Consider the following 13,211-nt stretch of genomic DNA (forward strand, 5'->3'; position numbering starts at 1 on the left):
TCATATTTGTATAAAGTTCACCCGTTACAATGAAGTAGGCAATTTGGTCATTATCATAGCGCCATAACCATCACCGGAGCCAACGCATAAACAACAAAAAGATTTGCTTGAAGAGCATGAATACGGGTTAACGATTCATGTTGACGAATAAGAGGGGGCTCACTAACGGCAGACCATCCATGGTCTGAGTCACTCGCAGATAGCACCGGCCTGTTACAGTTTTTACGGGGTGTAATCAGGACCCGGTAGTGAAGACTTTTATACTAAACGGATTAGCTAACTGTTGATTACTGGTTTCGAGCACTCTTCTTAGCTGATCGGCATCCACGCAATCCGATACCTGGACATTAAAGGTCAGTGTCTGGCTTTCGAACTGTCGTTCAAAGGCTCTTAGATTATAGCCACCCGAGCACTTCAGTAACTGCGCTATATGCTGCAAAGCGTCGATTTCCTGAGTGATGGTCAAGCCGTTCCTACTGAATGTGAAGCTCACCTGAAACTGATTTGGAAACTGGCCATGGCTAAAAAGAGAGATAGAGCCAAAAGTAGATATACTGTCTAATAATAACCATCCGAACTCCAGGCCAGGTATCCCTGAACCAAAGTTGCCAGCTGTGCCTGCCGCTGTTGTGACAGACCTCAAAAAAATTGCAAACTTTCGACGCCACCCGTGCAGGTTTGTGAGCGAATCAGATGTATAGCTGCCAGAGCTCACGGAAGGCTGGTTGGCATAGATCAGGATCGGCTCCTCCATCAGATTGATAAGCGTCATAACATAATTACGCAGCTCGCTTTCAGGTATTTCATGAGCCGGTAAATTTTCTATTTCTGTTGCTGTTTCTATGTCTGTTACTGTATTAAAACTTGTCAACCGAGCCAAAACAGTAGTACTACCGGTTGTCAGGGAACGAGTTCAGTCTTTAATACGATCAATTAATGTCGCTATAACTGGCAAAACAGCTGTTCCACATGTCGGGGAAGTCGGTAAGCCACCAACGGCACAAAACTCTTCCTGAGGGGCCGATGCGCTGTCAGTACTTCCAGACTCCCGGGGAGGCAAGTCATCAATTTCAGGTTCCCGATTTTCGCTGGATAACAACCCGGAAGGTGGCTCTTGTGCCCCCTGCGCTTGTGATGATCCATCAGTTCCTGTATCAGGCTCGACTGATAGCAATAGTCTGACGTATGACTTAGTGCCTTTAAGGTCAAGCACGTAAGAACCTGCTAATGAAGTCGTGGGCATCATTATGATTGCCACCACAGTGATAAAACTCCACAAGACTTTGAGGTTGCAAGATTTTTTTATAACCTGCTTTTTCATAACCAGACCTGCTCATAACAAACCACTAAAAGTAGTTGAGCCAATGGAAAACAGGTGGTTTTTTACTTAGAGTATTTTCGACTTGGAGAGGGTGCAACAGGAAATGAGTTAGCTTAATCAACACGACAACCCGCCCAACCCATAATGGTTTCGGGATTTTTCCGAACAGCATTGGTCATATAGTGCTAAAAATATGACGAGCCTTACCAGGTCGCTGTTCCTCAATCTTTTCAGAATTGCCTATCACCGGAAAGTTAGAAACTGCTGAAAGCTGCCCATACTTTGAAAGTAAGTATTCATAAATACCAGAACTCACAGAAAAGGGATCTGGAATTGGTCGTTTTATCCTGAACCCATGTGCCATACAACCACAGCCTCCCGCTGTCGTACAGAATGCTGATCCACGACAGGGGAACACTTTACACATACGCTTAGTCCGGACGCTTCGGCAATAGAAGCCAGAAAACGGTTTGTTTTCCTGATTTTTTTCTCGTAGTCAGTCCGGCAACGTTAAAAAGACAAAAAAACACTCATTCATCCTTTACCCGCTGGCTGATGGAACTCAATTACATTGCTATCGGGATCACGGATAAACAGCAGTATTGAGCCATTGTTTGTGGTAACAGGACCTTCTGTGATAGTGACTCCAAACTCCTGCAGCTGCTTCTGAACCTCATGGATATCATCCACTTCAAGAGCCATATGGGTATAGCCCGGGTGCTTCTGGTCAATATCCATCAGGATATTCTCTTCCGGCTGAACCGTTGCGTTCAGGATGAAGTTCAAATTGACGCCACAGGGGTGCTCCATAATGGCAACCGGCTCTGGTCCCACAGGCCCTGCCAGAAACTGAAAACCAAGCTGCTCATAAAAATCCCTGGTCGTCTGCAAATGGCTTACCCGAATGCCCACATGGTTAATTCTTCTGACTCTTATCATTACTAACCTCCGTCAGCCCGATAACCGAGCCTGACTGTTGTTTATCAGCTGAATACCTGTTACTGCAATTTATCAATACCACCCAGACATGTACAAACCAAATGCTAAAAAAATAGTCGGTGACAAATTCTGTCACTCAATCGCTCTTCTCAATACCGATACATAAGGTGATTAGTTGAGGCAGTGACCGTCCTCTTTCTGTTTATAAGGCAATTGATCAGATGCTAATCGTTCACCTCATTGACCAAATGGTTTTCAATTCAGATTTATACCAAAAAAGTATCGCCTGCCTGTTCTGATAACTGATCAGTTCTTCTACAGCAAATTGTCGTTCATTTCCATATGATGCGTAAGGTAGATTTCCAAAATGATGTGACCGGCTCTCGATTGAGCAGACTCATACGTCAATAATTCTTGTTCTGCCTGCTTGAGCATTTCTTGTTCAACCGGCGTTACCTGAACGCACCTCGATAGTTTGTCCGGAAAACTCATGCCATATCAGGCTGGTGCTCGAGTAATCTCTGTAACTATTTCCTGGTTTCCGTCTCTGGCAAATGAATGTAAAAAATAGCTTAATAATCAGGAATTATTTGGAGAAGGTGATGGTATTCATTGACCAGATCTTGATGATAATTTGAATGCTAAAGGTCCCCTGCCCAGTGTCCATTAAAGCCAGCCAAGTACAAATTGCTCGCAAAGGATGCTTCCTGCCCGAACCGGGTCAAAGCCCAAACCGACTCTAAACCAGACGTCATATACTCTCAATAATCAATACAACCTGTTTTCTATACAATAATCATTATGTATACTTCAACTGCAAAACAGGAGTCGTATTAATGCCACTTATAGTTGAAGAGAGTGTGCCAAATGCCGAAGAGTACTGTGGTATGCGTGTGAAAGCAGGCTTATCGCCAAAATCTCTTGAAGCTGCCAATATTGGCCTACCAAACACTTTATATGGAATATCAATCCGAGACTGTGAAACGTTGGTTGCCATGGGGCGTGTTATTGGCGATGGTGCATGTAATTTCGAAATCGTAGATATTGCGGTAGATCCGAATTACCAGGGTCAGGGACTGGGACGGAAAATCATCGAATATATAGATAGTTATCTGTCTTCTGTCGCACTTGAAGGTACTTATGTTTCGATGATTGCCGATGAGCCAGAATTCTATCAAAAACTGGGCTACAAACCCGTTTCTCCTGCAAGTCAGGGGATGACCAAAAAGTTCAAACCCCGAATATAACAAATGCTCCAGACACCTCATGCGCGGCTGATGCAGACATAAGCAGCCTCACAACCAGCTTACACAAAAATGAACGACCAGATCAGCAAGGCTAGCACTTAATTCGTTACTGCATAAAGTCACCTTGACCTGTCTACTGGTATCACCTTTATGATGTTCCATTCAATGGAACTTCAGACAGGATTATGACAGTTAAGACCTATTTTCTACCGTTATTAAAAAGCTGGGAACGGCTGACCCAATTTCAACAAGGGGTCATTATGGCACTGACTTCTAATGCTCTGTTTGTGTTTGTGGGCACACTTGTTCGTCAGATCAGTGATCATATAAGCTTATTTCAAGTACTTTTAGTGAGACAATTGGTCTTTTTATTGCTTCTGGTACCATCTCTTAAAATCGCTGGCAGCAGTATTTTTAAACCTGAAGCTTTACCATTACATGGATTAAGAATTCTGGGAGCCTTTCTCTATTTATATTTTGGTTTTGTCTCAGTTAGCAACTTGCCATTGGCAGATGCCACTGCACTCAGTTTTACCTCTGTTTTGTTTGTAGCTTTAATTGCAAAGCTATGGCTTGGGGAAAATGTAGGCTGGAAAAGAGCACTAACAATTTTCGTTGGTTTTTCGGGTATCCTGTTAATTACTCAGCCAGGTTTTGATAATCCAAAGTATATTTATATTATTAGCGGTCTTATTGCTGCTTTGGGTGGGGCTATTGCTGCAACTTGCGTTCGCAAGCTAAGTCAGTCTCAACCAAGAGCAATATTACTTAGCTATCAGGCTTTTTCAGTAGGCTTAATCACATTGGTGCCTGCAATAGCAAATTGGAAATGGCCTGACTGGTGGCAGACTGGTTTGTTATTACTAATTGGTACTCTCTCTTCTTTAGCAACGAGTGCTGGTGTCATTTCCTACCAAAAAGCACCTGCAAATGTAGCCAGTAACCTTGGCTATGGCCAGATAGTGTTTGCACTGATATTAGGGTATTGGCTTTTTGATGAAACTCCAAATGTACTGGCACTAACAGGAGTTGGGCTACTTTTTGGCTCAGCTTTAGTGCCCTTTTTTCGGCAAAGTTATTTGAATAAATAGAAGGTACTTAGTCATTGACCCCACGGCAACTTACAAATGGCTTCAATTCGTTCAAGGTTTCGCCCCTCACCCAACCTCCTCCGTCGCTGGCTGACCCCAGCGTTAGCATACCCAAATACAATGTCGTCAAATTCTGACCACTGGTTCATAACAAAAAATTTTAAACAGGTATTAATAATAATTTTAGGGCATATGCCTTCACAATGAACTCAGATTATCTGAAAAACTGAATAGAGCGTTTTATACGTACAAAGACGCTTACGTATCGTTAAAACTCTCAAAAAAAATCCATATGAAATACTTGAGCTATTCTTAGCTACCGACCTCTGAAAGTTAATATTATTGAAAAAAGGTAGTTCACTATGAAAATAGATTTCAGGCTCATTCTTTTATTTCTTTTCTTCTCACTATCATCTTATTCATACTAAAAATATTTAACTTTAAATGAAAACTGGAAAAACATGGTCAATTACTCGTAAATGGTACAACTTCAACATACAATCAGGTCAGTCATAGCGATACTTTAACAGGATGCAACGATCGCTCATCAGGATTATCTCTTCACAATCGAATGTGTCTTGCCATTGATTGCTCAGCAAATAATTTTTTCATTTATGAGACAGCCTCTTCCACTAATATAGTTTTTGATCAGAACAACCTTGACTTTAATGTTCCAGAACCTTTTAATTCCTTATTAGGTAATGGCAGCAATAGTCTTCAACATAACATCCAGACTCAATACATACTACAAAGCCAAACGACAGCGTGTCATATTTCTGAACTATTGGCTTGTATTTTTTGTTGTCCTTTTTTTATAGCGATTGACCTATTCACAGGAAGAAGTTCTTCCGAAGCTGAAGCAAGACTGAAAGCACTGGAAGCAGCACAACCAAACAATTTACACATGTAACTATCGATAAACGCTCTTTGCCTCACAGAGCTGTCAACAGTGATAATCAGGAATTTTTATCATCAAGTACAGAAGTTATACACGATAATACTCGTATATTCGACCTCTTTACTTAATGCGCCTGAAACACAGAAGTGGATAATAGAGAATCTAAACCAAACTAATGCTCTGAATGTTGATGGTTATGATGTTACCGCCAATCAACCTAGCCCATATAATACGGAAGTAACAAAAGCATGTGATTGTAATGGAGCATGTAATTGTGCGGACTCAAGAAAAAACAATACCGATGACTCAGATGATCAGAGTAATGCTATAAGTACTCGTTCGATTTTATCGCATTCGTACTCTGAATAGGAAAATTAAAAAAGTGTCTCTGCCAGATAACGGGCAATCATTGAAAGCTTTTAAAATATTTCAAACAATCTGTACCAATTTAACTCCAACCAGTCAAAGTACTGAATAAATTATGGTAATTTTTTTTAAACTGCACCCTATTTATAAACACTCCCTCTGATTTATATCAGACTAATAGCAAAGCCGACAAACCAGTTTCCGACTACCCCTGTTACAGAATAGAGCTCACTTTATCAAAATAATCCCGCACAAAAATTTTCAAACATACCTGTACGTTTATCCATTATCAAAATTCTCAAAAAAATATCAAAATAATAACTTGAGCTATTCTTAACCACCTACATCGATAAGTTGAGTTTAATGAAAAACAGGTGATTAACAATGAAAATGAACGTCAGATCAATTATTTTTTATCTGCTATTATTGCTATCATCTTATTCGTATTCAAAAGATTTACACCTAAATTGGAAGCTGGAACATCAGAATAATTTGCTACTAAGTGGTAAAGCAGAAACAACCAACCAAGTAAGTCATAGCAATTCTTTAACAGGATGGAATGATCACCCATCAGAGCTAGATATTTCCACTCTACCTTCTGCCTCTTGTTCAGGGAATGATTTTGCCATTTATTATGACGTAGTCTCTTTTACTACTGTAAATTTTGATCAAAATAACCCAGATTATACTGTGCCAAAGCTTTTTCGTACTTTATTAGGCAATGGCAATGATCATCTTAACCATAGTTTCAATACTCAATACACACTAAGAGGTCACACAACAAAAGCAAGTAACATTGCTGAACTCTTCTGTTGTGTGCTCTGTCATCCTTTTCATCTGGCATTCAAGAAATGCTCAACCAAAGTCTCACATGGATCTGACAATGAGCTGGCCAGAATCAGAGCACTGGAAGCAGCGATAGCAGGCGATTTTCCAGAGCATGTCACTATTCATAAATGCGCTTTATATCATGGGGCTGTGGACAGTCATCATAAGATGCTTTCATCATCAAGCACAGAAGCTAAAGACGCTGAGACTCATATATTTGACCTTTTCCTGAATACTCCGGAAACACAGCATTGGCTAATAGAGAATCTAAACACAACGACCAACCAGAGTTTAGAACTGATAATACCTGAGTTATGCTATACAGCAGTACCTGCTGTAATTTTTGTGCAAGAGAATAACGGAGAAAGTCATGATGAAATTCTGCAACCATCACATTTTTTATCATTAGATTTTACCAATGGAGTTAAAGTGCAATATCACCTTAATCGAGTCTCCGACATAAATATTGAAATATTAGCAATTGTGGTAAGTGTTGAGGGTTATACCTTGACGCTGGTAGTTGACAATTATGATGTTTCAGCTAACCAACCTCCCCCACATTATGCGGCGTTACCAAAAACCTGTCACTGTAACGGCGCATGTAATTGTGACCATTCAAGGGAAAATGATACCGATAACTCAGATGTTCGGATTCATAGAATTAACATTATGAATCATCGTATATTTTTTCCTCATACCCATTAGAGAGCCTTCAAATAATTGTCTCTAATGGGTAGTGGGCTTTTATTGGGAATAATCCGCTGACGCGGCCCCTACGAGTCATTTAGCTTGAAAAATAATTATTCTGACATGTCTGTACACAGACAATTCTAACCGAGTCACAGCCGTGGCTCTGTTATGGTGCTTTGTGAAATCATGCCAGCTTTGTGTCAATTGGCTGCAAAACTGTGCCACATCAGTCAATACTCGCCGGTATTTATACCAAGCTGTCACTCAAGACAATAAGTCAGTTTCTACCTCATCGCCACCTGCAGCTCAGCGAAGCTTTACATTTATACAAAGACGTCTATTAGTCGTTAGAAGAACTCATAAAAAAGTTATATCAAATGTTTGAGCTATTCTAAGCTTCAAATGTCTAGAAATTGATATTAGTGGAAAATAGGTAGTTGATAATGAATATAGACGTCAGATTAATTATTGTATTCTTACTCTACTCGCTATCATTTCATTCCAACTCAAAAGACTTACACTTTAACTGGAATCTGGAGCTGAACGACAGGTTGCTGTTAAGTGGTACAGCCTCATCATCCCATCATTCTGGTCATAGAGATGATTTAACAGAATGTAATTATGATGATCTCACTCAATCGAATACTGATTACTCCGGGTATAATTTTTGCGTTTATGAAGTAGCTACTGTTACCTCTATAGAATTCAATCAGACTAAATCTTGTAATTTTGTGCCAAGTTTCTTTTCCAGTTTGTTAGGAGATGGCTTAAATAGCCTGAAACATACCGCCCTTACTTGTTATAGACTAAGAAGTCAACCGCCAAATACGGAATGTTCAATTGCAGAGCTGTTATATTCGACTTTCTGTACTCCCTGTTTTATGCCTGCTGAGTTGGTTTCTCAAGATTCGCAAATTCAGCAAGCAAGAGTCGAGGAGTTGAAAGCAGCAACACCAAACCATTTGCCAGATCATGTAACTATCCATAGCCGCTCAATATTATCTGAAACAGCTGTGTCAAATGATCGTCATACGGTTTTATTGTCAAATACAGAAGCTATAGACGATGATACCCATATATTTGATCTCTTCCTGAATAATCCAGAAACACAAAAATGGATAATAGAGCATCTAAATCTTACAAGCGAGATGATGTCACAACTGATAATACCCGGACTATTCAATACGGCTTTACCCGCCACGATTTTTGTGCAGCATCAAAGTAGTGAAGAAAACAATATAAGCCTGCAACCTTCACATTTTGTATCAATACATTTTACTAACGAAACCAATGTGCAATACCACATTAAGAAATTATCGAATAATGATATTCAGGTATTAGCAATTGTAGTTAGCTCTCATTTTTACACATTGACATTCGCTATTGATAACTACGACACTTCAGCCAACCAGCCTCCCCCGTATTGTAACTATGCAGAATTAGCACCACCAAACACCTGTAATTGCGCAGGAGCATGTAGTTGTGCCAACCAAAGAATAAATGATACAGATGAATCACAGGGTACAGATGACTCAGATTATCAGAGTGACACCACTAGTGCTCATCTAATTCCAGGTCTGGAGCAGTTAAAGTGAACATCAGATTAAACTACTTATTCTGATGTATCTTTCTCAGGCTTTATCATCTTGAAGCCGTCGAGAACAGGATTACCCGAAGCGGAGTACATTCATGAAGACGGGTAAAAACACCCACATATCACGTTGTCAAAAAACTCTATACGTTTTTTTAGAGTTGTACAAGGACGTCTAATAGTTATTATAAGCTTCAAGAAATTGTTATATGAAAGTTTTGAGCTACTCTTCACCTCTGATTTCTAAAAATCGATATTAGTAAAAAACAGGAATTTAACAGTGAAAGAAAACGTCAAATTAATGATTTTATTCTGTCTTACCTTGCTATCATCTTATTCAAACTCAGATGAATTGCACTTTAAATGGAAGTTGGAGCATTTGGGTCGATTAGTACTCAATGGTACAGTCACATCATCCACTCATTCTAGTCATAGCGGGCCTACAAGAGAATGTTATTGGGATGATCCCACTAAATGTTTTAGTGATCTGTCCGAGGATTATATTCTCATTTATGATCTGCTCTCTTCGATTAATATAGAGTTTAATCAGCATAACTCGACCAATAATGTGCCAGCTTTTTTTTATGGTTTATTAGGAAATAGCCTTCATAGCCTTCAACATAGTTTCCACACTCGTTACACACTAAGAGGTCAAACGGAAACCAGGGCATCCGTTATTACTAAATTTTTATACTGTATATTCTGCCCTCTTTGTTTTATGGTTAACGAGATGGTTTATCAAGACTTGTTAGACCAGGAAGAAAAAGTAAGAACGCTGGAAGCAGCCACACCAGAGCATTTGCCAGAGCATGTAACTATTGATAGCCGCTCTATATCTCATACAGCTGTGACCAATAATTATCAAACGTTTTTATCGTCAACCACAGAAACCATAGATGATAACACCCGTATATTTGACCTTTTCCTGAATACTCCAGAAACTCAACAATGGATAATAGAGCATTTGGGTTCAGCGACCAACCATGTATTGGAATTGATAATACCTGGATTAATCCGAACAGCTATACCAGCTACAGTTCTCGTGCAAGAGCAAGACAGTGAAAACTTGCAGGCGTCACATTTTTTATCATTAAATTTTCTGACCGGTACTAGAGTGCAATACCACCTTAAGAAGTTATCCACCCATCAAATTCAGGTACTGGCCATTATTGTTAACGCTACTGGTCACACCCTGACACTCGTTATCGATAATTATGATGTTATAGCCAACCAGCCTCCGCCACATTACAGCGAGCTACCATTACAGTTACCATTACAACAAGCCTGTCATTGTCATGGGGCATGTAATTGTCCAACTTCAAGAAATAATGATACCCATAATTCAGATTATCAGCGTGAAACCATAGGTGATAATGGCCAGGACATGCTCAATCATGCAGAAGTGGTAGTGCCACTGGGCACCCAGGAATCGCAAGACATGGATGGTGAACTCAATACGAAGTTGTAAGTACTCAACCATACGAAATCATATTTTCTGACTCATTGTTCAGGCACTCGCGGCAACTGCTCCTGCGTTGCTCTAGCTCCTGCATCCATGCAGTCGTGCTGCGTTGCAACACTGGTCACATAGCTTGATATGTTCCCGTCGTTGCACCTTGCAGAGCACCTGCCCAATAAGCCAGAAATATTCGATTCCGTATGGCTGAGTACTTAATGAACATCAAGTTAAGCTACTACCAACCGTTCAACTTTCTCAAGCATAATCGTTTTACCGCTGAGCAACAGGGCAGTCAACAATGAAAACATACGTCAGATTAATAATTTTATTCTTTCTTTACTTGCTATCATCTTATGCAAACGCAGAAGATTTGCACTTTAGATGGAAGTTGGAGCATTTGGGTCAACTTGTACTCAATGGTAAAGTCACATCATTCACTCACTCCGGTCATAGCGAACCCATAAGAGAGGGCTATTGGGATGTCCTCACTAAATATTTGAGTGGCATTTCTGGGGATCATTTTGTTATTTACGATCTGCTCTCTGACACCAATATAGAATTTTACCCCCATGATCCGGCCATTAATGTGCCAGATTTTTTTCATGGCTTATTAGGAAATGGCAGCCATAACCTTCAACATAGATTTCATACTCGTTACACACTAAGAGGTCAAACAACAACCAAAACAGGATCTATTGCTCAATTATTATGTTGCATTTTCTGTCTTCCCTGTTTTTTGAGTAGCGAGATAATTAATCAAGACATTCTGGAGCAGGAAGCAAAACTGAGAGAGCTGGAAACAGCAACACCAGACCATTTGCCGGAACATGTCGCTATCGATAGTCGCTCTATGGCTCATACAACTATGACCAATCATTATGAAACGCTTTCGTCATCAAACACAGAAGTTATAGACGATGATATCCATATATTTGACCTTTTCCTGCGCAATCCAGAAACACAAAAATGGATAATAGGATATCTAGACTCGGAGACCTACCTGACGCATGAGTTTATAATACCCGGGTTATTCAATACCGCCAGACCTGCTGAGGTTCTTGTGCAAGCGCGAGACAGTGAAAACGATAGTGAAGATGATGACACCCTGAAACCAACGGATTTTGTATCATTATACTTTGACGACGGAACCGTCGTACGATACCACCTCAAGAAATCACTCACCAATGACCTTCAGGTATTAGCGATTTCGGTGAGCTCTAATTATTATACCCTGTCGTTTGTTATTAATAATTATGATGCTTTAGCCAACCAACCTCCACTCATTCTCTCTTGGGCAGAACTTAGATTCTTTGATTCCTGTGATTGTAGAGGAGCATGTAATTGTGCCACCCCAAGATATAATGATAGAGATGGCTCAGATTATGAGAGTGACAGCATGAGTGACATGCATTAGTGTTTATGTATTTTTTAGTACGAAGCAGTCAAAATGACATCCGTTTGAGCTGCTTCCATCCGTTTACACTCCCACAAGGGCAGTTAAAAACACCTATACATTATGCTTACAAAAAAAACTCATACGTTTTTCTTTTTTTAAACTAGTTTGAATACTTCACAACTAATCATAAAACTGTACTATAAACTGTGAGGTTTTCGTTGAATAAAACATTTCCTTCCTTCTCAAAAAATTTAACTCCGTCTTTTCTTCTGGCTGCTTCGATATCTATGTCGACGAGCACCTATGGATTACCAAAGGACACATTGTGTGAAGAGTATGGAGAGCGTTTCAATCAGGCTAACTCACCCTCCAGTCGCGGAGGAGCCTATGGCGAGTGGATTGATAATAAATGCAACATCACTGTTCTTCCATTAAGCGAACTCAACAAGAAGGTTTCTCTTGTAGATGCCAGGCTCCCTATTGTTTTGAAACCTTCTCCGGCTTCTGATTCGGGAGCCCCGGTAACCCGAGACCATCAAAATCACAATGAAGTAGATGTTTCATTTATTTCATCCGGAAACATAGAACCTACCTCTCATACAGTCAAATATTATCCAATGTATTCTCCCAGTGCTGGCAATGATGGTTATTCTGATGGCTTAACACCGAAAGAACCTACCTTAATGGCAGCTCCGGGCTATGAAGAGGAAGTTCTTTTGGAACTGCCGGGCAATGTGGTTATTGAAAATGGTTTCACTATCGATCGCTCTCAACTCAAACCTACCATCAGTGGCTGTTTCCATTCAGGTCTTGCCCTTTTTGGCGCATTACTTACTGGCGACGTTTCAGGTGTTGGCTTTTCAGATATGGGTCTTCCCGCATGTACTGGCTTCTATATGGGAGGACCTGACTTCACAGCCCCTGCCAGCAAAATCCGACAGGCAACTAAAAAAGGTAACTCAGGAGGCAGTAACGGAAAAGCTGGAGCCAAAAGCAAGAGCAATGGAAGTGGTCAGAAAAGTGGTAGCCATGGACGCAATGGAAAAAGTAGCAAAAATGGTAAAAACTCGCGTGCCAGTGGTGGGGCCGGTGGCGGCGAAGACCCCTTTCAAAGTGCTAAAGGCCTTCAGTATATGACGGAGCCACTTTATAAGACTGTTATAGATGCTATAAAAAATCTGGCCACTAAGAGATTGGAGAAGGGCTTTGATCGAACTTCAGCCTCGTCCAGATCACTGATAGGACAAATTAAAAAAGGAATAAGGTCCTTGTCAGATGATCAGAGAGCATTCATTCACAGTACTGAGCCCTATAAATCAATCAGTCATTTGTTATAAATTCGTTGTTATCCTAAAGCACTTTTCAATCGACGATATTGTTGAGTG

At 40.3% G+C, this 13,211-nt stretch carries 10 protein-coding genes; 7 read left to right on the forward strand and 3 right to left on the reverse strand.

The features are described 5' to 3' along the window. Positions 1-235 precede the first annotated feature (235 nt). The 3 genes from P6910_RS13070 to P6910_RS13080 all read right to left on the reverse strand — a co-directional run bounded on the left by P6910_RS13070 (position 236) and on the right by P6910_RS13080 (position 2,260). Positions 236-772: a hypothetical protein gene (locus tag P6910_RS13070; RefSeq protein ID WP_317141730.1), complete on the reverse strand. Its 537-nt coding sequence runs from the start codon at positions 770-772 to the stop codon at positions 236-238. A 141-nt stretch (positions 773-913) separates the two neighbouring features. Next, positions 914-1,321: a hypothetical protein gene (locus P6910_RS13075; RefSeq protein WP_317141731.1), complete on the reverse strand. Its 408-nt coding sequence runs from the start codon at positions 1,319-1,321 to the stop codon at positions 914-916. A 534-nt stretch (positions 1,322-1,855) separates the two neighbouring features. Continuing rightward, a complete protein-coding gene (locus P6910_RS13080) occupies positions 1,856-2,260 on the reverse strand; it encodes a VOC family protein (protein ID WP_317141732.1) in 405 nt (134 codons plus the stop codon). Between the two features lie 836 nt (positions 2,261-3,096). Between P6910_RS13080 and P6910_RS13085 the strand changes: the two genes are divergently transcribed. The 7 genes from P6910_RS13085 to P6910_RS13115 all read left to right on the forward strand — a co-directional run bounded on the left by P6910_RS13085 (position 3,097) and on the right by P6910_RS13115 (position 13,163). Then, positions 3,097-3,507, forward strand: a complete 411-nt coding sequence (locus tag P6910_RS13085; RefSeq protein ID WP_317141733.1) for a GNAT family N-acetyltransferase — start codon at positions 3,097-3,099, stop codon at positions 3,505-3,507. Between the two features lie 185 nt (positions 3,508-3,692). Beyond that, on the forward strand, positions 3,693-4,598 hold the full coding sequence (locus tag P6910_RS13090; RefSeq protein WP_317141734.1) for a DMT family transporter: 906 nt from the start codon (positions 3,693-3,695) through the stop codon (positions 4,596-4,598). 1,648 nt (positions 4,599-6,246) lie between these two features. Next, the gene (locus P6910_RS13095) at positions 6,247-7,395 is read left to right on the forward strand and encodes a hypothetical protein (RefSeq protein WP_317141735.1); all 1,149 of its coding nucleotides are present in this window, start codon (positions 6,247-6,249) and stop codon (positions 7,393-7,395) included. Positions 7,396-7,823: 428 nt separating this feature from the next. After that, a complete protein-coding gene (locus P6910_RS13100) occupies positions 7,824-8,975 on the forward strand; it encodes a hypothetical protein (protein WP_317141736.1) in 1,152 nt (383 codons plus the stop codon). 276 nt (positions 8,976-9,251) lie between these two features. After that, positions 9,252-10,439, forward strand: a complete 1,188-nt coding sequence (locus tag P6910_RS13105; RefSeq protein ID WP_317141737.1) for a hypothetical protein — start codon at positions 9,252-9,254, stop codon at positions 10,437-10,439. A 289-nt stretch (positions 10,440-10,728) separates the two neighbouring features. Beyond that, positions 10,729-11,844 (forward strand): hypothetical protein, encoded by a 1,116-nt coding sequence (locus P6910_RS13110; protein ID WP_317141738.1) that lies wholly within the window; start codon positions 10,729-10,731, stop codon positions 11,842-11,844. 200 nt (positions 11,845-12,044) lie between these two features. After that, on the forward strand, positions 12,045-13,163 hold the full coding sequence (locus P6910_RS13115) for a hypothetical protein (RefSeq protein ID WP_317141739.1): 1,119 nt from the start codon (positions 12,045-12,047) through the stop codon (positions 13,161-13,163). Positions 13,164-13,211: the final 48 nt, after the last annotated feature.

The organism is Endozoicomonas sp. 8E, assembly GCF_032883915.1.
GTDB lineage: Bacteria > Pseudomonadota > Gammaproteobacteria > Pseudomonadales > Endozoicomonadaceae > Endozoicomonas_A.